The sequence below is a fragment of the Chlorobium sp. genome (genome assembly GCF_036528655.1).
Taxonomy (GTDB): domain Bacteria; phylum Bacteroidota; class Chlorobiia; order Chlorobiales; family Chlorobiaceae; genus Chlorobium.
In genome coordinates this window covers 190,642-210,363 of the sequence record NZ_JAIGND010000030.1, presented here as the reverse complement: position 1 = coordinate 210,363, position 19,722 = coordinate 190,642, and the positions used below count along the sequence as shown (strand labels likewise).

The following is a 19,722-nucleotide window of genomic DNA, read 5'->3' as shown; positions in this document are numbered from 1 at the left end:
TTTACAGGTGCCAGCCTGAAATCCGCATTTTCTTTTTTCTCAAATCCACATTCGGATAGTCAGGTAACAAATCAACGACGATTCGTAAAAGCATCCGCGAGCCAGGAGCTTGTTCTCTGAATGCATTCGGCCGGAATCCTTTTTTATTTGCCGATGTTTTACTAACTTGTAAGTTGTTGAAGGTACACACTGCTGTGTGTATTATTTGCCAATCCAAATCATGCGCAAACAATGCAACCTCAGCTCAGCCGGCCATTCACCTTAGATAACCAGGTACGCAAATCAGTTTCCGGTCCCTGGTCTGGTAACGCTGCTCATAAAGCGGAAAAGTATTTTATAACTTCAGCAAGGAGAGACCGGAACAATCGCCTTCAACTCGAAATTTCGCCCGCTACCGGACGCAGGAAACTCTCCCCGACCAAAGAGATGATCGACAAGATCATATCAGGGGAGATCGAGCTCTTTGTGCTGACCACGCAGCCGGATATCGCAATCGATCTCGCCCGGAAGGTGCTCGACAATGAGAACCGGTATGTCATCGACTTCGACAAGCGAGGTGTAAAATGGACCATGCGGGATATTCCTGTGTTCTACGATTCGCTTCACAGGCAGCTGTGCGTGGAAATCGATCGGCGCACCTATACGCTCGAAGAATTCTTCAAGTAAACCGGATTTTTCTTCAGCTGAAAAAGCCATGTATTCATTGTAATACATGGCTTTTTCTTTTTCAGATAAATGATCTGAAGAATGAACGACGACGTTCAGAAAAGCACGGGTTTTATCTGGTCTACCCAGGTCTGAACCCTTGAATGGGTCAGGTGATCCTGATTGTCGGCGTCAAGCGCAAGACCTACGAAGGAACCATGCACGACGGCTTTGGAAGAGGAGTATTCGTAGCCATCGACAGGCCAGCTTCCCGTCACCTTTGCGCCGCGTTCGATAAATTTCTCATAAAGAATTCCCATGGCGTCAAGATAATAATCGCCATAACTCAACTGATCGCCAAGTCCGAAAAACGCAACGGTTTTACCGCCGAAATCGATCGAATCGAGCTTGCCGTAGAAATTATACCAGTCATCCTGCAACTCTCCGGCACCCCATGTCGAAGCCCCTATGATCAAGGCGTCGTATTCCGCAAGCGTATCGCCAGACACATCCCTGATATTGTAGCTGTCAACGTAATCGTAACCGATGGCCTCTGCAATGAGTCCTGCTGCCTGTTCGGTATTGCCGGTCTCTGAACCCCAGAAAAGTCCGATTTTTTTCATGATGTCGATTTGTTTCATGTTACTTGAAAAGCAGATATTTTGTACCGCTACCGAAACCTCAAATCTGTCCAACAAGGGCAGGCAGTCCGAGCTCCTCGGAAACCGCATCGTTAATGGCCTTGCTGAACATCGGGAAATCTTCTTCAGGAACGATCAGCGAAACGATGCCGAGCATGATGATTAACGGCGATGACGATTTCTTTCCATCGCTGTTTCCTCCGGTCTCCTCCCAACGGTAGCACTCTTCCATAATCCGGAAAAGCGACTGCTTGTGCAGAACCACCATTGCATACCGATAGTGCAGATGAAATGCTCCGCAGGAGCATTTCTGAACCATGCACCGTGAATGACACCCTCTGTTTTTTCGCTCATGCGATTTCATACGTCCTCCCTCTGTCAAGATAATTTTATTAAGACTCATTATATATAAGATTCAGGCCACAAAAAAAACGGCATACGTGCCGTACCGCCGATTTATAGAGCGAACTATCCGCCAATCCAATGGTAGATATCCGATCGATGAGCGCTGCATTTTCCGCAGCAGGCATGCGAAAAGGAATCCGCAGCTTTTTTCTCGACCATTCCCTTTCTGATCCACTCATCGATCATGGTCTCTGCCATGACAGTATCGGAACCGAAATGCCTTGCAATATCGCCGATAGTGGCATGCCCCCTCTCCCGGAGAAACCCCCTTATATCAGACAGCGTCATATAAGCCTCCGTCGTTTTAATGAATGGAAGAGGCGGCATCCCGGAAGAAACCGCCGCATTCCGTTAGAATCATAACCGCTTACACAGAAGATTTCAGGTCATTATCGCGTCCACCTTTCAGATACATCAGACCTGTCGCTGCAAGGAAAAGAAGCAGCATGCCTGCGATCCATACCGACGAAGCAACGGGATTAACCGTAAATGTTGCAACCTGATAAACGATAACGGCAAAGAAATATGCCATTCCAGTCGTCCATGCACCTGCAAAAAGCGTCCAGCCGAGGTTGGTTTCGCGATAGACAGCTGCAATGGCGGCCGAACAGGGAAAATAGAGCAGAATAAAGACCAGATAGGCGAATGCCCCTGCCGTTCCGTCGAATAGCGAAATCATGGAACCGAATATGGACGTACTGACCTCCTGCTCTTCGGCTGCGGCTTCCTTATCCGATACATCGCCGATGGAAATACCAAGCGGATCGAGCAGCGTTTCCGTTATTGCGCCAAGATTATCAGGAATCGTAGCGACAGCTTCCGACATCGCACCGAAGAGACTGAACGCTCCCGCTTCTTGCGTATCGCTCTCCCCGGTCTCCGACATCTGCGCATAGAGATTGTCGAGCGTGCCGACAACCGCTTCCTTGGCGAAAATACCGGTAAAGAGACCGACAGCGGCAGGCCAGTTCTCTTCTGTAACGCCGAATGGCGCGAATGCCGGCGTTATAGCCTTACCGGTAACCGACAGCACCGAACGCTCGGTATCCTCATTACCGAACGATCCGTCGGTACCGAGAGAATTCATGAAACTCAGCACCATGATGACCGGCACAAGAACCCTTCCTGCTTTGAAAAGAAACGACTTCAGCCGCTCCCATACCCTGAAGACGATACCTTTCAATGTCGGCATATGGTAAGGCGGCATCTCCATGATAAACGGAGAAACGTCGCCCCTGAGCAGGGTATTTTTCAGTATGAATCCCGTCAGAACGGCAACGGCTATTCCCATAAGATAGAGCAGGAAAACAAGGTTCTGTCCTCCAACGGGAAAGAATGCCGCCGCGAAAAGCGCATAAACCGGAAGCCTTGCGCCGCAGGACATGAAGGGCACCATCATGACCGTCATGATCCGGTCGCGTTCGTCGTTCATGGTACGCGCAGACATGATAGCAGGCACCGAGCAGCCGAACCCTACAAGCATAGGAATGAATGCCTTGCCGGGCAGACCGATCGATCTCATGCCGCGATCCATGACATACGCGGCCCTTGCCATGTACCCGGAATCTTCAAGAATGGAGAGAAATATGAACATGAACCCGATGGGCGGAATAAAGGTAGCCATGGTCTGCAACGCTCCGCCGAATCCGCCGGCAAGAATGGTTACCAGCCACTCCGGAGACCCAAGTGAGGCAAGCATAAGTCCGAACCCATCAACAAAAAGCGCTCCTGCAGCAATATCGAAGAAATCGATGAAAGCTCCGCCGACATTGATGGTGAACAGAAACATCAGGTACATCACGAGAAGAAAAACCGGAATGCCCAGAAACCTGTTAAGCACGATCCGGTCTATACGGTCGCTGAATGTCGCCGATCTGTCGATCCTTCTTTTGATGGCGCTTCCGGTCAGATCGCCGATGAAACGGTAGTGCGTATCGGCAATGACGATATCCGCATCGTCCCCCAGTTGCCCGGCTACAGCTTCGCGACGGCGCCCCGCAAGTTCGCGCACGGAAACGTCGAGTTTTTCCTCAAGTCGCTCGTCGCCCTCCAGCAGCTTGAGCGACAGCCAGGCAGGATCGTATTTCAATACTCCGGCAGCAGAAGAAACCTCTTCCGACATTTCCTTTATAGCCTTGTCGAGCGGCTCCGGATATACAACACGATTGCCTGCCACACGCTTTTCAACAACCCCTGTCGCTATAGCCGCCTTCAACTCCTCAATCCCCTCATCCCTGGACGCGACGAGCGGCACGACACGCGTTCCAAGTCGTTCTGAAAGCTCCGAAACATCCGTTTCTATCCCTTTTTCAGCAGCAACATCGACCATATTGAGCGCAACCACCACTGGCACCTGCATTTCAAGAAGGCGGCTCGTCAGATAAAGGTTTCTGTCCGGATTCGAAGCATCGACGATATTGACGATCAGATCGGCTTCCCCGGACAAAATACAGTCCCGGGCAATCTCTTCATCCTGAGATAGCGCAGAAAGAGAATATATACCCGGCAGATCGACCAGCTCGAATCGCGTTCCCCTGTGAGTGTAATAACCGGTCTTCCTGTCTACCGTCACGCCGGGCCAGTTTCCGACCCTCTGAGTCAAACCGGTAAGCGCATTGAACAGGGTGGTCTTTCCGCAATTGGGATTACCCACTACCGCAACGACATAACCTTTTACCTTGACGCCATTCTTCTTCAGGGCCGCGCCAACCATTTCTTCAGCCTGCATCATCATCGCACCTCCTCCACAAGAATTCCTTCAACCTCATGTTTTCGCAGCGTAAGCCTGTAGTTTCTTACCTGCACCTCCATAGGATCGCCTAATGGCGCGACGCCCTCTACCCGGATAACCTCGCCTGCCAGCACCCCCATATCAAGAAGCCTTTTACGCAGAGCCGGCAAAGCAACCACCTTCAGCACCCTGCCCGACTGCCCTTTTTTCAGTTCCGATAAATTCATCACGATATTCTCCTTACTATTATTTCCATTGCGATTCGCTTGTCCACCGCCATTTTTCCATCCCTCACCTTTAACAGCAGCGGCACTCCCGGACTGTTCTGCACAACTTCTACTATCTGACCGGGGGAAAACCCCATCTCGGACAAACGGGCCGAGCGTCGCCGCCCCTCCCCATGGCGACCGGAGGCACAACCTGAATCCTCATGGAGTGCACTCTCGCCGCCATGGTGGCGAAAACCATTCCTCATGCCAACAATTTCAGCAGATTCGCCGCCTGCCAGCATCGCCAAAGGACACATCAAAACCTCCTCCTGGTTTATTAAAATCCCATTGCCAGCTGCAGCGTCACCATATCGCTCTTCTTCAGATCGTCGTTCTTCTGGTGAAGATACTCCAACGCCACCGTGGCATACTCTGCAAGATCATAAGCGAGCGTGGCGCCATACTGCTTTTCCACCCCGAAATCCTCGGCTCCCGCATAGCGCAGCGCCAAATGCAGAGGAAGAGGAAAATCGTAACCAACCTCAAAGTTGTAAGTCTTTGGCCTCAAGCCATCCATCAAGCCATCCGAAAACTTCTCTGCCGCAGACAGATACTCTGCGCGGAATTCGAAATCGCCGAATCCTGCAATGCCGTAGACACTGTAACCCGCAACAAAATCGGCTGTTTCGTCACCCAACGACTCCCAGGACTCCTGAAGGCCATCGGTATCGCCGATATTGCTGATATACGATGCACCAAGACCGTAACGGAACGATCCGTTCACCTCACCGGCAGCACCTATTGACGCAACGATAGTATTGATATCGTCCTTTCCTGTTTTCTGCACGTCGCCTTTGAGCACCGCTATCGATGCCGTTACCGGATCAGCCTCGTAACCGACTCTGAAGGTCGCATGATGCTTTGTTTCACCGAGTTCGAGCGTCAGCGGATCTGAAATCATCCCTGTCGCGAAATTGCCGAATGCCTGCGTCATCCGTCCGGCTTCCGCAAAAATCGGCGAATCCCCCTTTTTCATCCGTATATAGGCCTCATCCACAATCAGCTCGTCATCGCCATCTTCCTCGTACAGCAGCAAAGCATGTGCGCTGAGCCAGTCGGTAAGCTGTGCTTCGATACCCAGTTCGAATGTTGCCAGACTCAGGTCTGTCGCCTCTTCTTCGCTGTTATAAGCGGCTTCGACTTCGACAAGTCCGGAAAAACTCAAACCCTTTACAAACCCTTTCTTATCCGGCTCGTTTTCGGCGGCAAAAGAAGGGGCCGCAAGAAAGACTCCAAGACAGGCGAGAGAAATTGATCTGGTAATGGTATTCATGAGAGAAATGCTGTTGATAATTAGTAAATCAGAAGCTTCGCTTTTCAGCGAAACACGCGCAATCGTTAATTAATCAACAAATATATTGTTATTTAGATTAAATACAAATATAACCATAAAAAAAGAAAAACCCGGTATATCCGGGTTTTTCGATACTCTGCAGGCAAGACAGAAGGCTACTGCAGCTTCTTTTTTGCCTGTGCCGCTTCGGAAGAAGAAGGATAGACGTTCATCACGTCCCTGAACCTTGCTTTCGCATTGACCGTATCGCCAAGAAGTTCGAATGCGAGCGCCTGCTTATAGAGCGCCGAAGGCCGCTTGTTGCTCTTCGTATATCTGGCAATCACCGTCTGATATTCAAGCACGGCTTTCTCATACCACTTTTCGGCAAAATAACTTTCGGCAATATAGAATTGGGCGTCGTCCACGAGATCGGAAGAAGGATGGCTCTGCAGAAGAGAAACGAAACTCTCCCTTGCCGACGCATAACTTCCGCTTTCAAGTTTCTGAATTCCTTCTCCGAGCAGCGCAGCGGCTGTCCGGGCGACCGGCCCGGAAGAAACGCCCGAAGCGGCGGTAGCCTGGGATGCGGATTTCGAAGGGACCGAACCAAGCTGCTGCTCGAGCCTGGAAAGCCTTGTCTCTATGGCATCGAGCTTATGGACGATGAGAGAATCCTCAAGCCCGAGACGCCCGAATGTCTGTTTGTTCCTGTAGGCCATCTCATCGACATTGCCCTTAAGCTGCGCAACCTCGTCGCGAACAAGCTGCACATCTGAATAAGATGCCGCCGACTGGCTTCTTACGGTTTCGGTATCGGTTTTAAGCCGCTTGACGTCATCTGCCACAACAACAAGTTCCGATTTGGACGCACACGCGTTAAGAACAAGCAATGGGCATAAAAACACAACCGCGCTCCTGATATGCATAAGCACTGACCTGGTTTTATTCATTATCAACTGCCGGTGTCTTCCGGTAAATCCTTTATCGTCATCTTATTTTACAACAAAATGGGCTCTTCTGTTTTTCGCCCAGGCATCTTCGTTCTGACCCTTGTCGAAAGGACGTTCCTCTCCAAAGGTCACTGCTTCAAGGCGCGAGGAGGATACTCCAAGCCTTACAAGATACTCTTTGGCGGTTACCGCCCGTCTTTCTCCCAACGCAATATTGTATTCCGATGTTCCCCTGTCGTCACAATGGCCTTCTATCAGCACCGATCTGCCCGGATTGCTTTTCATCCATGCAGCGTTCTGAGCAAGCCTGTCCTGAGCTTCCTGAGCAAGCATCGAGCTGTCGAAATCGAAAAAAACATCCCCTATAGGGCCGGTCTGATACTCGTCAAATCCATATCCCCTTCCGGTCTGCGATCCTGAACCAGCAATCCCGCCCTGCTGCAGTTGCGATGCATCTGTGCCTGCGTCAGGTGAGGTCGCGACGTTCTTCGACGAACAACCCGCACTCGCTATCATCATGACGACAATCAATCCTCTGATTCTGGTATTCATGGCAGCATGGTATTAAATCGTGAAAAAAAAGGGCAGACATCACTGCCTGCCCGGTGTTCATATAAAGCAAGCAGTCTGCTTAACGGCCCTGACCGACGAAATGAGCCCTTCTGTTCTGCTGCCATGCCGCCTCGTCATGACCGAGAGCGAACGGACGCTCTTCACCGTAGCTGACAGTCTGCATTTTTGCGGGATCAGCACCGATGTTGATCATGTAGTCCTTGGCTGCATTGGCACGGCGCTCGCCGAGAGCCATGTTGTATTCGTTGGTTCCTCTTTCATCGCAGTGGCCTTCGATGATCAGAGTACCTGCGGGATTCTGTTTCATCCAGTCGAAGTTCTTCTGCAGCTGCTGTACAGCCTCTGCACGAAGCTCGGACTTGTCGAAATCGAAGAAAATATCTCCAAGCTCAACCTGCGGCGGCGGAGGCGGCGGCGGAGGTGGTGCGACTACAACGTCTTTTTCGCAGCAGCAGGCACCGAGAAGCAGCATGCCTGGAATGAACATGCTTCTGAGTAGTGGTTTTACGGATCTCATGTTTCCCCCTTTTTAAGGTTATTACAAAAACATATACTAACGGAACAAAGACCAGGAAGGCTGCATCTGCTCGCCTTCCATCTGTAATAAACGCCTCTGGTTTTCTCCATTCGAACCCATTACATATAATCTTTTGCCTCCCTGACGATTTGAGGTGAAGACAATCATGCTGCCGTCAGGAGACCAGGAGGGCGATTCGTTCTCACGAGCGCCACTGGTAAGGCGTTTCAAACCGGAACCATCGGCATTTATAACAAATATATTGATTTCCCCGCTTTTTTCCCATGTCGTATAGGCAATTTTATCTCCGCCGGGCGACCATGATGGCTGGGTATTGTATCGACCGCTGTATGTGAGCCGTTTGACGGCACCCGTCTGCATATCCTGAATAAAAATCTGAGGCAGACCGTTTCTTGCCGAAACGAAAGCCATACGGGTACCGTCCGGCGAAAACGTCGGAGATACGTCGATGCCCCGACTGTTGGTGATGCGCCTTGTAATGCTTCCGTCCGGACGGACAAGGTATATCTCCTGATCGCCTTCGAACGAGAGGGTCGTTGCCACCTCAGCCGCGTTACGCCACCCGGGATCGACGCTGACGCCGTTTTTGACGACCGATGCTATCGTATTGTCGGCAAGATTTTTCACATAAAGGGTGGGACGCCCGGATGTATATGATGTGTAAGCAAGATAGCGGCCATCAGGTGAAAAAACAGGAGTAAGGGATATCGAACGGAAATTGGTCAGCTGCTGCACCCCCTGACCATCGAAATCACACTGGTAAATCTCCTTGTTTCCGGTTATGCTTGAGACAAAAACGATTTTACTTCCGAAATACGACTTATTGCCCGTCAGCATCTCTATCAGATCTGCACAGAAAGCGTGACCCATCGATCGAAGCTCCGCCTCCGAACCCGTATAGCTTTTCTTCAAAAGCAGTTTTGAGCCGAACGTATCATAAACTTCCATATCGAGATGCACCTTGCCGCTTTTCTTTGAAACGCTGCCGCCGGCATAGACCTCGGAACCCACTGAACTGAGAGCGCTGAAATTGACAGCTTTATCCTTACCTTCGGCCCTGATATTCGAAGGTGGTGGCAGAATCGAGAAAAGATCGGAAAAAACCAGTCCGTCTTTAACAATTGCATCGAGGCTCCGGGCCCAAGCGGATTCCGTTTTCCCTTTTGCGGATGTGCGGTCAAGCACAATGGCTATTTTTCCGGTGCCCTGCTTGCGTATAGCGATATATTCGCCCTGTTCGACGGCAATCGAAGCAGGAGGATTCAGAAATATGCCGGCAAGAAGCAGAAGCGCGGCTGAGATGATAACTCTCGACAACCTGTTCATTGTTCCAAATCTGATCATAAAAAAACTTTTATCCCTGATAAGCAATACTACCGATTATCCTTGTCATTGCAAAGTGTCATCCCGATCACCCACCGGTTGGGGAAAACTTGACGGCCGAGCATAAAAAAAGACAAACCCCCGTCACGTAAATATGTAACAATATAAAGATAAAACCATACACAGAAAACACTGACTTCAAATCGAAACGGCTCGACAAGCTACATATCGATCCCTTCCGGAGTGAAAACAAAGCCTATCGACTTCCCGCCAGTACCGTTTTCACGGGGAAGTGGCGGCAACGGGGACGATTTTTCAAGGGCCCTCTTCACCGAATTGTTCAGGTATGCGCTCGGAGAACTTTTAACGTAGCGGATATCCCTGATAGTACCGTCAGGCAGCACGAAAATATGCACATAGACCTCCATGCCGTAATTGCTCTGCAGCATTTGAGAGAACTCCCAGTTCTTCTGGATTATCGCAGCCACCCTTACCGTATAGGGATCAGCCTTGCCACCGCCGCCGCCTCCGGGTCCACCGGAGCCGGTGCCGGGCTTTCCGGCACCCCCGCCGGCACCATTGGCATTGCCTCCTGCCCCGCCCTGCCGGGCAACCTTTTCCTGCAGCTTTTCCAGAGCGTTGCCAAGACTCTTTTGTTTCTGCTGTTCGGCGCTGCGGCTCTCGACGGACTGTCTGAGCTTGTCAAGCGCCTTTCCGAGATTCTCCGTTTTTTTCGGAGACTCAGGAATCTCTTTCCTCACAGCGGCAGGCTGTTTCCCGACCGGCATTTCCGGCGCCTTCGGTTTTTCCGGTTCCGGGGGCGCTGCCTCAAGCCTGATCCCTTCCGGCTCCGATTCCGGAAAAGCGCCTGCCGGCTCCCCGCCTTCCGGTTGCGGAGCCCCGCCGGGAACCGCAGCGGGCAGGGGCGAACCGCCTGACCCCGGAAGCGTTACGAGGCTGACACTCACAACGTTTCTGATCGGTTCCTTCTTTCCGGCAAAATGCTGCCATGCAAAAGCCGAAAGAAGAAGCATGATGTGCATGCCCGCCACTGCGGCAAGCCAGAACGAAAACCGCTGTCTCTCTATGGCGACTTCACGTCGATTCATAGTACCGGACTACCTTTGCCGTTCCGTCCGAACCGGAGATGGTTCGGTTACCATGCCGATTTTCCCGATGCCGGCATCCCTTATCTGAGCCATGACATCCATTACAATGCCGTAAGGCAGGGATTTGTCGGCTTTAAGAAAAACTTCTCCCGTCTGACGCACGTCGAGTATTGCCGGAAGACGCTCCCTGACTTCCGAGGCATCGAGCTGGTACTGATTGATAAAAACCTGACGGTTTCCGTCTATACTGATAATGAGCGCTTTTGCATCGACATCCATGTTTTCATGCGTTGTCTGCGGCGTATCAACTTTCACTCCATGGGTCATCATCGGGGCCGTTACCATGAAAATAATGAGCAGCACAAGCATGACATCGACAAACGGCGTTACGTTTATCTCGCTCATCAGACCTTTCTTTCCGGAAGTCATCATGCGTTCCGCGAGTTATCGGTTTGCTCCATGCAGGCTGCCGCGAATTCGCCGGAAAAGTCATCGAGGTCGCGTTCGATAGTACCGATCTGCTGGATAAAATAGTTATATCCCATGACTGCAGGAATTGCTGCGGCCAGTCCTGCAGCGGTCGCAATGAGCGCTTCGGAAATACCCGGTGCAACTGAGGCAAGAGATGCCGACTGAGTCAGTCCGATCGTATGAAACGAGTTCATGATACCCCAAACCGTACCGAAAAGTCCGATAAAGGGGGCCGTATTGCCGACGGTGGCCAGAAAAGGCACCAGACGAGACAGTCGCTTGCTTTCGGCATTAGCCTCTCTTTTGATCGCGCGTCTTATGCGATCGGCTGAAACTGAAGTCTCGCCGCTCTTACCGGCTGCCCGGTATTCCAGATAACCGGATCGGAACACCCGGGCAAGAGAACCGTTGCGGTATTTTTCGCTCTCGGCAAAAACCCGGTCAATACTGGAAACTTCAAAAAAGCATTCAAGAAATTCGTCGGATTCCTGTTTGGATTTTCTTACCGTGTTGAACTTGTACGCTATTATTGCCCATGAAATCACGGAAAACGAGAGAAGCAGGAAGAGGACAAAAAGGACTAACGGTCCCGAATCAGATATCAGCGAGAACAGCCCTGATGAAGAATCGTTCATGACGGTACAAACAGAAAAATGATTAAAAGATATTGAGATTTCCGATAACGATGTATGCCAGTGCCGACCCGGATACCGCGCAAAGCGTATTGACCATATCGTTATTCACAAAAGCAACTCCCTTGAGCAGACGGTTCTCGACAAGTGTTCCGTCGGGAGCAAAGCTGTGTGTCCGTTCGGTAACCTTTTCACGTATCGGATCATAGTACTGCGCCTGAACAGTCGCTCCGAAAAAGCTGTCCACAAGGCTTGCGACCAGCCCCGAAACCCCGATAAGCAGCATCGACTGCACAACACCGAACTGATAGAGCCATCCTGCATTAACCATTAATGCGCTCGCACATATGAAAAGTGAGCCGATAAAAGCACCGGAAGTACCAGGAACCGATACACCACCCGATGTTCCAACAGGTACCTCCCTGAGCGATGTTATCAGCCAGGCCTTGGGGTTTGGCCACATGGTTCCTATCTCGGTCGCCCAGGTATCCGCCTGTACTGCGGCCAGCGTTCCCAGGTATGCGAAAAACACGGCCGGATCATTGGTAAGAGAAAAAACCACCATAAGAATCCATGCAATTCCGCCGTTGGCATATACCTGGCCTGCATCCCTCTGGGATCCCTTTTCAAACACAAGATCGAATTTCGCCTTACGCTTCTTGCCAAGTTTCGAAAGTACCGAAGATAGCAGATAAAAAGTTAACATAGGAACCGTCCAGGTAATTCCGCCGATACCGAAAATAGTGGTTCCGAGAAGAAACGTCGCGACGGCACCGCTGTTGTTGAGGAATTTCACCCTGATGGAAAAAAGCGCAAGCAGCAGGGCAAAAAAACCGCCGAGCAGAAAGTTCTCAAGCAGAACGGTATGATTGACATCGAGAACGTACAGCGCATAGGCAACGGAAAAAGGAATGAAAAGATTGTCAAGCCCATAGGAGAGCAGCGCCTCGACCGCCGTTGCAACAAGAGCGAGAAAAAGCGCGAACAGCACGATCATCCACAATGGCCGGTCAGCGATCGAGCCGGAAATTTCCGGCCGGAAAAAGCCGAGGCACAAGAGAATGAGCATAAAGGAAATCCCGAACATGACGAATGACCCTTCCAGTGTTTTCGGGCTTTTAGTCAGATGTTCTATATGACGGCGGCCGGCGGTGCTGCCGACAATCGCGGCAAGCGAATCGCCCACGCCCATAACGAGCATTGCTGTCTGCAGAATCCATTTGTGGGATTCCCACAGCAGCAGCGAGAGAATGAGAAACGCAAGCGGAAAAAGCATCGAACCGTAGGTATTGACGCCTTTGGACCCCTCGGGCTCTATGGTTTCCTTATGCAGGGCTCGCAACCGGCCCGTCAGAGTATTATAGCCGTTGAACACGACGAACAGAAACGCCGCGACTACAGGATAGAAATTCGATTCGAAATAGTCCGGGACGAAAAACACGACAATACCCATGCCGAGATGAATGATCTTGCGAACGGCAAAAGCATTGACGCTGAACTTCCTGACAAGCAGTTCGCCCAGAATCACGAACAAGAGCGAAAGCGTGATTGTCAGAAAAAAAGCAGGAAGGTCCTGGGCTTGTGGCGGCTGAAGATGCAGCATAATACCAATTCTTTGATTTCGTTGCTGAAAAAAGCAGATCCGGAACGATTACCGCAAAAAGTGCATTCGTTCATTTTTACACTAAGAAAACTACAAATAAATAGAAAATCCGAAGGCGCTTTTATCCTTTTTTTTACAGTTTGTTTTAATTGGCTCCAATATGTAAATTAAGCCCTGTTTTTAAATTTTGTTCGTTTATAAAGCGCACCGCAACCGACAAACCCTGTATTGACCGAGTTACATGCAAGGAACAGGAACACATAGCCGCTCAGCACATACAGGATCCATAAGTTCCCTGGAAAACAGCGTCAATGCGGTTCGCATGCGCATCATCCTCAGCACCAGGATCGGAAAGTCGGTATCTGTACTTCCCGTACAGGTAATCATTTCTGTAATCTGAACAGAAAGCCGGTCCCAAGTCCATTTTTTCCTTCTCAGACAATAAGCAAATCTGATGGCTTCGGGGACGGCAGGCCCAGGGGTTGTCTTGTTAATTGTCAACATTGTCATCATGAGATCTGATACGGTAAAAACAGGATTCGAAAAAGCGCCTCACCGCAGCCTTCTCAAGGCTACCGGAGCAATCGCATCCAACAGCGATTTCAGAAAGCCGTTCATCGGCATCTGCAACTCGTTCAACGAGCTCATTCCCGGCCATGCGCATCTGCAGGAACTGGGAAGAATCGCCAGGGAAGAAGTTCGAAAGGCCGGCGGAGTGCCATTCGAGTTCAACACCATCGGTGTCTGCGACGGCATCGCCATGGGCCATATCGGCATGCGATACTCGCTCGCAAGCCGTGAAATCATTGCCGACAGCGTCGAAACCGTAGCCGAAGCGCACAGACTCGACGGGCTTGTCTGCATACCTAACTGCGACAAGATAACGCCGGGCATGATGATGGCCGCTCTGCGCATCAACATCCCGGTAATCTTCGTTTCCGGCGGCCCCATGAGAGCCGGCCATACACCTTCCGGTAAAACGGTTGACCTGATTTCGGTATTCGAAGCGGTCGGCCAGTGCAGCACCGGAGAGATAACCGAATCCGAGCTTGAAACAATCCAGGACAGCGCATGCCCCGGATGCGGCTCCTGCTCCGGAATGTTCACGGCCAATTCAATGAACTGCCTCTCCGAAGCCCTGGGCATGGCCCTTCCGGGAAACGGTACGATACTCGCTGACGATCCGCGCCGCAGAGAACTGGTCAGGGAGGCTTCGCGCAGGATCATCGACCTGGTAGACCGCAATGTCAGGCCAAGAGACATCCTCACCCGAAAATCGCTGCTTAACGCTTTTTCCCTCGATTTTGCAATGGGAGGAAGCACCAACACGATCCTGCACACGCTGGCCATTGCCAACGAAGCGGAACTGGATTTCGACTTTTCGGAACTGAACGGACTTTCCGCAAGGACACCCTACATCTGCAAGGTGAGCCCGGCAACCATGGAAGTGCACATCGAAGACGTCGACCGCGCAGGAGGCGTTTCGGCTATTCTGAAAGAGCTCAGCTCGATAGAGGGTCTGCTTGACCTCTCGGTGCCGACGGTAACGGGAAAAACCCTCGGTGAGAATATAGCCGACGCCGGGGTGCTCGACCGGAACGTCATCCGGAGCGTCGAGGACCCTTATTCCGCAACAGGAGGACTTGCCGTGCTGTACGGCAATCTCGCGCCGCAGGGCGCCGTCATCAAAACCGGCGCAGTCGCCCCTGAAATGATGCGTCATACCGGCCCCGCCAGAGTATATGATTCACAGGACGATGCGCTGAAAGGCATTATGGAGGGCGATATCGTTGCAGGTGATGTCGTGGTCATCCGATACGAAGGACCGAAAGGCGGACCCGGCATGCCCGAGATGCTCTCGCCCACCAGCGCGATCATGGGGCGCGGACTCGGCAGTTCGGTGGCGCTCATTACCGACGGACGGTTTTCCGGAGGGTCGAGGGGGGCCTGCATCGGACATGTCTCTCCGGAAGCCGCAGAGAATGGACCGATAGCCGCCCTGAGGAACGGCGACATGATCACCATTGATATACCGAACCGATCGATCAGCATGGACCTGCCCGACAGCACCGTACAGGAACGGCTTAAGGCGCTCACGCCGTTCGAGCCGAAAATCAAAAAAGGGTACCTTGCCCGCTACTCGCAGCTCGTCACATCGGCAAGCACCGGAGCGATCATGAAAAGCCCTGTTTTCTGCGAAACCAAATAATACCAGATCATGCATGCACCAGGACAGAAACTGAACGGTTCCGAAATATTCTTCGAGTGTCTGAGACGTGAAAAGGTCGAATACATTTTCGGCTACCCCGGCGGAGCGCTTCTGAAAGTTTACGAAACGCTCTACGACATCAAGGATATCCGGCATATCCTTGTCCGTCACGAACAGGGAGCCACGCACATGGCCGAAGGCTATGCAAGGGCTACCGGCAAACCGGGCGTCGTGCTTGTCACCTCCGGACCGGGAGCCACCAACACCGTCACAGGAATAACCAACGCCTATATGGACTCTTCTCCGATGGTGGTCTTCACCGGTCAGGTACCGAGTTCCCTTATCGGCAACGACGCATTTCAGGAAGCCGATATCGTCGGCATAACCCGGCCTATCACCAAGCACAACTTCCTGGTCAAGGACGTCAGGGAGCTGGCCTCTACCATCCGCAAGGCATTCTACCTTGCCACGAACGGCAGACCCGGTCCGGTTCTGGTCGATATGCCGAAAGATGTCCTGAACGCCCAGTGCGCTTTCGAATGGCCGGAAAGCGTCGATATCAGAGGATTCAAACCGACCATCAGGTGTCATCAGAACCAGATCGAGAAAGCCGCGCACAAAATAGCAAAAGCAAAAAAACCTCTGCTCTACATCGGGGGAGGAGTCATTTCGTCCGAAGCTTCCGAAGAGCTTCGCCGGCTCGCCGTCGAACAGAACATTCCGGTCACCATGACGCTGCAGGGACTTGGTGCATTTCCCGGCGACCATCCGCTCTCCATGGGCATGCTCGGCATGCACGGCACCTACTGGGCGAACCAGGCCGTCAATAACTGCGACCTTCTCGTAGCCGTCGGTGCGAGGTTCGATGACCGGGTAACAGGCAAAACGGATACCTTTGCCACCCAGGCATACATCATCCATAACGATATCGACCCGACAAATGTCGACAAGAACATCAAGGTCGACCTTCCCGTGGTCGGCGACGCCAGGGATTTCCTCACCGGACTGCTCCGTGAGATGCCGAAACACACCGAAGACCGTTCCGGATGGCTCGCGCAGATCCGCGTCTGGCAGGACGATTGTCCATTGACCTACACGATCGAGAGCGATTCGCTGAAAACCGAATACGTGATCGACGAAGTCAGCCGTCAAACGGAAGGAAACGCCGTTGTGACGACCGACGTTGGACAGCACCAGATGTGGACGACCCAGTACTACAGGTTCAGAAAACCCCGATCGATCATCACCAGCGGCGGCCTCGGCACCATGGGCTACGGACTTCCGGCGGCAATCGGGGCGGCATTCGGAGTGACCGACCGGCCCGTCGTGCTTTTCTGCGGCGACGGAGGTTTTATGATGAACGTGCAGGAGATGGTGACGGCCGTACACTACCGAATACCGGTCAAGATTTTCCTTATCAACAACAGCTTTCTCGGCATGGTGCGTCAGTGGCAGGAACTTTTCCACCAGGAAAAGTACTCGTTCACCGACCTCGCCGAAAGTAACCCGGATTTCGTGAAAGTTGCCGAAGCGTTCGGCTGCCGGGCAATGCGTGCAGAAAATCCGGAAGAGGCAAAGCTGGCCATCACTGAAGCGCTCGCATACAACGACGGCCCGATACTGGTCGATTTCAGGGTCATCAAAAAAGATATGGTATTCCCTATGGTCCCGGCAGGCGGATCGATTTCCGACATGCTGCTGAAGAGACTGAACCCGAAAACAATGGTTTGAAACGCACCATGAAACACATCATATCCGTTCTGGTCGAAAACAAGTTCGGCACACTGAACCGTGTCGCCGCGATGTTCAGTGCCCGGGGCTTCAACCTCGAAAGCATCTCCATAGGCGAAACCGAAGACACCGAAATTTCACGCATGACCATCGTCACAAGAGGTGACGACCAGATCATCAGCCAGGTGCTCAAGCAACTCAACCGGCTGATCGATACCATCAAGGTAACCGACCTGACGAAACAGCCTCATGTCGAGCGCGAACTGCTGCTTATGACCCTGAAACTCAGCAGAGCCACCCAGCATGAGATTTTCGGTCTCATCAATGTTTTTAAGGGAAAAGTCGTGGATATAAAACAAAAATCCATTACTATTGAGGTCATCGGTTCTCCGGACAAGATCAATACAACCATTGATATTTTCAGGCCGTACGGCATAAAGGAGCTTGCCCGCTCCGGAGCTGTAGCCATCCACCGGGGTGAATCCTGAACAATTTTTATTACATACACAAAATTCAAACATATCAGAAGAATGAACGCTTATTATGAGCAGGATGCCGATCTCGGTTATCTGCAGGGAAAAAATATCGCCATACTCGGTTACGGCAGCCAGGGCCATGCGCACGCCCTGAATCTCAAGGAGAGCGGAATGAATGTCTGCGTGGGTCTCCGCCCCGACAGTTCATCCTGCGACCGTGCCCGCGAAGCAGGCCTGCAGGTCAACACCGTGGCCGATGCCGTGAAATGGGCAGATATCGTCATGGTGCTCCTGCCCGATCAGTACCAGAAAGCGATCTATGAAAGCGAAATCGCGCCGAACCTGCAGCCGGGCAATACCCTGGCCTTTGCCCACGGATTCAATATCCATTACAATCAGATCGTGCCTGATGCGTCGATAAATGTCATCATGATCGCACCGAAAAGCCCCGGCCACCTTGTTCGTCGCACCTATACCGAGGGTAACGGCGTACCGTGCCTCATCGCCGTGCATCACGATGCCACAGGCGAAGCGCGCCAGATCGCCCTTGCCTGGGCAAAAGGCATCGGCGGCACTAAAGCCGGCGTCATCGAAACCACGTTCAAAAACGAAACCGAAACCGACCTCTTCGGCGAACAGGCCGTGCTTTGCGGCGGTTCGGCGGAACTCATCAAGGCAGGATTCGAAACCCTTGTCGAAGCCGGATACCCGGAAGAGCTGGCCTATTTCGAGTGCATGCACGAACTGAAACTTATCGTCGATCTCTATTATGAAGGCGGCCTTTCGAGGATGAACTTCTCGGTCAGCGATACCGCAGAGTACGGCGGCATGACCCGCGGTCCGCGCCTCATCACGCCTGCAGTGAAAGCCGAGATGAAAAAGATTCTCGAAGAGGTGCAGGACGGACGTTTTGCCAAAGAGTTCATCGACGAGTGCAACGGCGGCTACAAAAACCTCCGGAGACTCAGGGCGGAAAACAGCGGCCACGCCATCGAAAAAGTCGGCGCGAAACTTCGCGACATGATGAGCTGGCTGATCAGGAAATAACGCAGCAGGAAAACAGCATGTATAAAATAGTATCCATACCGGGTGACGGCATCGGCCCGGAAGTTGTATCCGGAGCTGTAGCCGTCATGAACAGGCTCGCGGAGAAACACGGCTTTACCCTCGGCATAGAAGAATACCCTTTCGGAGGAGCTTCTTACGACCTGCACGGCGAAATGCTGACGGACGCAACTCTCGAAGCCTGCAGAAACTGCGACGCCGTGCTTCTCGGAGCGGTCGGCGGCCCCAGGTGGGAAAACCTGCCGCACGAACACAAACCCGAAGCCGCGCTGCTGAAAATCCGCAAGGAACTCGGCCTTTTCGCAAACCTGAGACCGGCTAAGGTCTACGACGCGCTTGTCGAGGCATCCTCTCTCAAGGCCGATATTGTAGGAGGAACCGACTTCATCGTCTTCAGGGAGCTCACCGGCGGTATATATTTCGGTCAGCCGAGGGGCTATGACGAGAACAAGGGATGGAACACCATGGTTTACGAACGCTACGAAGTCGAACGTATCGCCCGCCTTGCGTTCGAAGCCGCCCGGAAACGCGGCGGAAAAGTAACCTCTATAGACAAGGCCAATGTGCTCGAAGTTTCGCAGCTCTGGAGAAACGTGGTGCATGAAGTCCATAGGGATTTCCCCGATATAGAGCTTGCCGACATGTATGTCGATAACGCCGCAATGCAGATCGTGCGTAACCCGAAACAGTTCGACGTCATCGTAACCGGCAACCTGTTCGGAGACATCCTCAGCGATATCGCCGGCATGATCACCGGAAGTCTCGGCATGCTGCCTTCGGCAAGCATCGGCAAGAGCCACGCTCTGTATGAGCCGATCCACGGAAGCGCGCCGGATATCGCCGGTCAGAACAAGGCAAACCCGATAGCCACGATCGCATCGGTTGCCATGATGTTCGAACACAGCTTCTGCATGCCGGACGTCGCCGACGAAATCTACAGAGCCATTGAAGCGTCTCTTGCCGAAGGACTGCGGACCGCCGACATCGCCGCCGCCGGCCAGAAACCGGTTTCGACAACTGAGATGACCGCATCCATCGTAAAAAATCTCGGCTGACGAAACACACATACAACCCA

General features: G+C 52.2%; 21 protein-coding genes. 6 read left to right on the top strand and 15 right to left on the bottom strand.

Going from position 1 to position 19,722, the window contains the following annotated elements:
• The first annotated feature begins 231 nt into the window (after positions 1-231).
• Entirely contained in the window at positions 232-666 is a 435-nt protein-coding gene (gene pscD / locus K4305_RS08755; protein ID WP_331562035.1) for a photosystem P840 reaction center protein PscD, read from the top strand.
• Positions 667-761: 95 nt separating this feature from the next.
• Here pscD and K4305_RS08750 read toward each other — a convergent pair whose 3' ends face one another.
• From K4305_RS08750 to K4305_RS08680, 15 genes are all read right to left on the bottom strand, one after another.
• Positions 762-1,268, bottom strand: a complete 507-nt coding sequence (locus tag K4305_RS08750) for a flavodoxin (RefSeq protein WP_331562034.1) — start codon at positions 1,266-1,268, stop codon at positions 762-764.
• 58 nt (positions 1,269-1,326) lie between these two features.
• The gene (locus K4305_RS08745; RefSeq protein WP_331562033.1) at positions 1,327-1,605 is read right to left on the bottom strand and encodes a hypothetical protein; all 279 of its coding nucleotides are present in this window, start codon (positions 1,603-1,605) and stop codon (positions 1,327-1,329) included.
• A gap of 149 nt (positions 1,606-1,754) precedes the next feature.
• Complete coding sequence (locus K4305_RS08740; protein ID WP_331562032.1) at positions 1,755-1,979, bottom strand: FeoC-like transcriptional regulator; 225 nt, start codon at positions 1,977-1,979, stop codon at positions 1,755-1,757.
• Positions 1,980-2,058: 79 nt separating this feature from the next.
• Positions 2,059-4,419 (bottom strand): Fe(2+) transporter permease subunit FeoB, encoded by a 2,361-nt coding sequence (gene feoB / locus K4305_RS08735; protein WP_442880457.1) that lies wholly within the window; start codon positions 4,417-4,419, stop codon positions 2,059-2,061.
• A gap of 2 nt (positions 4,420-4,421) precedes the next feature.
• Positions 4,422-4,649, bottom strand: coding sequence for a FeoA family protein (locus tag K4305_RS08730; RefSeq protein WP_331562218.1), 228 nt, complete (start codon positions 4,647-4,649; stop codon positions 4,422-4,424).
• Positions 4,649-4,948, bottom strand: a complete 300-nt coding sequence (locus tag K4305_RS08725; protein WP_331562217.1) for a FeoA family protein — start codon at positions 4,946-4,948, stop codon at positions 4,649-4,651. The genes K4305_RS08730 and K4305_RS08725 overlap by 1 nt, the downstream gene beginning before the upstream one ends.
• Positions 4,949-4,968: 20 nt before the next feature.
• Positions 4,969-5,964: an LbtU family siderophore porin gene (locus K4305_RS08720; RefSeq protein ID WP_331562030.1), complete on the bottom strand. Its 996-nt coding sequence runs from the start codon at positions 5,962-5,964 to the stop codon at positions 4,969-4,971.
• 176 nt (positions 5,965-6,140) lie between these two features.
• Entirely contained in the window at positions 6,141-6,893 is a 753-nt protein-coding gene (gene ybgF / locus K4305_RS08715) for a tol-pal system protein YbgF (RefSeq protein ID WP_331562029.1), read from the bottom strand.
• Between the two features lie 66 nt (positions 6,894-6,959).
• Positions 6,960-7,469 (bottom strand): peptidoglycan-associated lipoprotein Pal, encoded by a 510-nt coding sequence (gene pal, locus K4305_RS08710; protein ID WP_331562028.1) that lies wholly within the window; start codon positions 7,467-7,469, stop codon positions 6,960-6,962.
• Positions 7,470-7,548: 79 nt separating this feature from the next.
• Positions 7,549-8,007 carry a peptidoglycan-associated lipoprotein Pal gene (gene pal / locus K4305_RS08705; RefSeq protein ID WP_331562027.1) on the bottom strand — a complete coding sequence of 153 codons (459 nt, stop codon included), beginning with the start codon at positions 8,005-8,007 and terminating at the stop codon, positions 7,549-7,551.
• 36 nt (positions 8,008-8,043) lie between these two features.
• Positions 8,044-9,372: a Tol-Pal system beta propeller repeat protein TolB gene (tolB, locus tag K4305_RS08700; protein WP_331562026.1), complete on the bottom strand. Its 1,329-nt coding sequence runs from the start codon at positions 9,370-9,372 to the stop codon at positions 8,044-8,046.
• A gap of 200 nt (positions 9,373-9,572) precedes the next feature.
• Complete coding sequence (locus K4305_RS08695) at positions 9,573-10,460, bottom strand: cell envelope integrity protein TolA (protein WP_331562025.1); 888 nt, start codon at positions 10,458-10,460, stop codon at positions 9,573-9,575.
• A 9-nt stretch (positions 10,461-10,469) separates the two neighbouring features.
• Entirely contained in the window at positions 10,470-10,892 is a 423-nt protein-coding gene (tolR, locus tag K4305_RS08690) for a protein TolR (RefSeq protein ID WP_331562024.1), read from the bottom strand.
• Complete coding sequence (gene tolQ, locus K4305_RS08685) at positions 10,889-11,566, bottom strand: protein TolQ (protein ID WP_331562023.1); 678 nt, start codon at positions 11,564-11,566, stop codon at positions 10,889-10,891. Before tolQ ends, tolR begins: the two co-directional genes overlap by 4 nt.
• 22 nt (positions 11,567-11,588) lie before the next feature.
• Complete coding sequence (locus K4305_RS08680) at positions 11,589-13,166, bottom strand: DUF92 domain-containing protein (RefSeq protein WP_331562022.1); 1,578 nt, start codon at positions 13,164-13,166, stop codon at positions 11,589-11,591.
• Between the two features lie 511 nt (positions 13,167-13,677).
• Between K4305_RS08680 and ilvD the strand changes: the two genes are divergently transcribed.
• Genes ilvD through leuB form a run of 5 tightly spaced genes read left to right on the top strand, consistent with a single transcriptional unit; the run spans position 13,678 to position 19,702 of the window.
• The gene (gene ilvD, locus K4305_RS08675; RefSeq protein ID WP_331562021.1) at positions 13,678-15,375 is read left to right on the top strand and encodes a dihydroxy-acid dehydratase; all 1,698 of its coding nucleotides are present in this window, start codon (positions 13,678-13,680) and stop codon (positions 15,373-15,375) included.
• 9 nt (positions 15,376-15,384) lie between these two features.
• The gene (ilvB, locus tag K4305_RS08670) at positions 15,385-17,106 is read left to right on the top strand and encodes a biosynthetic-type acetolactate synthase large subunit (RefSeq protein WP_331562020.1); all 1,722 of its coding nucleotides are present in this window, start codon (positions 15,385-15,387) and stop codon (positions 17,104-17,106) included.
• Between the two features lie 8 nt (positions 17,107-17,114).
• Complete coding sequence (gene ilvN, locus K4305_RS08665; protein WP_331562019.1) at positions 17,115-17,594, top strand: acetolactate synthase small subunit; 480 nt, start codon at positions 17,115-17,117, stop codon at positions 17,592-17,594.
• A gap of 42 nt (positions 17,595-17,636) precedes the next feature.
• Positions 17,637-18,629 (top strand): ketol-acid reductoisomerase, encoded by a 993-nt coding sequence (gene ilvC / locus K4305_RS08660; RefSeq protein WP_331562018.1) that lies wholly within the window; start codon positions 17,637-17,639, stop codon positions 18,627-18,629.
• Between the two features lie 17 nt (positions 18,630-18,646).
• Complete coding sequence (gene leuB, locus K4305_RS08655) at positions 18,647-19,702, top strand: 3-isopropylmalate dehydrogenase (protein WP_331562017.1); 1,056 nt, start codon at positions 18,647-18,649, stop codon at positions 19,700-19,702.
• Positions 19,703-19,722: the final 20 nt, after the last annotated feature.

Excerpts from the sequence above, each read along its gene's own strand:
- tolQ (WP_331562023.1), bottom strand. The coding sequence starts at position 11,566 with ATGAACGATTCTTCATCAGGGCTGTTCTCGCTGATATCTGATTCGGGA.
- K4305_RS08750 (WP_331562034.1), bottom strand. The coding sequence starts at position 1,268 with ATGAAAAAAATCGGACTTTTCTGGGGTTCAGAGACCGGCAATACCGAA.
- ybgF (WP_331562029.1), bottom strand. The coding sequence starts at position 6,893 with ATGCATATCAGGAGCGCGGTTGTGTTTTTATGCCCATTGCTTGTTCTT.
- K4305_RS08725 (WP_331562217.1), bottom strand. The coding sequence starts at position 4,948 with ATGTGTCCTTTGGCGATGCTGGCAGGCGGCGAATCTGCTGAAATTGTT.
- K4305_RS08680 (WP_331562022.1), bottom strand. The coding sequence starts at position 13,166 with ATGCTGCATCTTCAGCCGCCACAAGCCCAGGACCTTCCTGCTTTTTTT.
- ilvC (WP_331562018.1), top strand. The coding sequence starts at position 17,637 with ATGAACGCTTATTATGAGCAGGATGCCGATCTCGGTTATCTGCAGGGA.
- K4305_RS08745 (WP_331562033.1), bottom strand. The coding sequence starts at position 1,605 with ATGGTTCAGAAATGCTCCTGCGGAGCATTTCATCTGCACTATCGGTAT.
- K4305_RS08695 (WP_331562025.1), bottom strand. The coding sequence starts at position 10,460 with ATGAATCGACGTGAAGTCGCCATAGAGAGACAGCGGTTTTCGTTCTGG.
- ilvD (WP_331562021.1), top strand. The coding sequence starts at position 13,678 with ATGAGATCTGATACGGTAAAAACAGGATTCGAAAAAGCGCCTCACCGC.
- pscD (WP_331562035.1), top strand. The coding sequence starts at position 232 with ATGCAACCTCAGCTCAGCCGGCCATTCACCTTAGATAACCAGGTACGC.
- feoB (WP_442880457.1), bottom strand. The coding sequence starts at position 4,419 with ATGCAGGCTGAAGAAATGGTTGGCGCGGCCCTGAAGAAGAATGGCGTC.
- pal (WP_331562028.1), bottom strand. The coding sequence starts at position 7,469 with ATGAATACCAGAATCAGAGGATTGATTGTCGTCATGATGATAGCGAGT.
- K4305_RS08730 (WP_331562218.1), bottom strand. The coding sequence starts at position 4,649 with ATGAATTTATCGGAACTGAAAAAAGGGCAGTCGGGCAGGGTGCTGAAG.
- ilvB (WP_331562020.1), top strand. The coding sequence starts at position 15,385 with ATGCATGCACCAGGACAGAAACTGAACGGTTCCGAAATATTCTTCGAG.
- K4305_RS08740 (WP_331562032.1), bottom strand. The coding sequence starts at position 1,979 with ATGACGCTGTCTGATATAAGGGGGTTTCTCCGGGAGAGGGGGCATGCC.
- ilvN (WP_331562019.1), top strand. The coding sequence starts at position 17,115 with ATGAAACACATCATATCCGTTCTGGTCGAAAACAAGTTCGGCACACTG.
- leuB (WP_331562017.1), top strand. The coding sequence starts at position 18,647 with ATGTATAAAATAGTATCCATACCGGGTGACGGCATCGGCCCGGAAGTT.
- pal (WP_331562027.1), bottom strand. The coding sequence starts at position 8,007 with ATGAGATCCGTAAAACCACTACTCAGAAGCATGTTCATTCCAGGCATG.
- tolR (WP_331562024.1), bottom strand. The coding sequence starts at position 10,892 with ATGATGACTTCCGGAAAGAAAGGTCTGATGAGCGAGATAAACGTAACG.
- tolB (WP_331562026.1), bottom strand. The coding sequence starts at position 9,372 with ATGATCAGATTTGGAACAATGAACAGGTTGTCGAGAGTTATCATCTCA.
- K4305_RS08720 (WP_331562030.1), bottom strand. The coding sequence starts at position 5,964 with ATGAATACCATTACCAGATCAATTTCTCTCGCCTGTCTTGGAGTCTTT.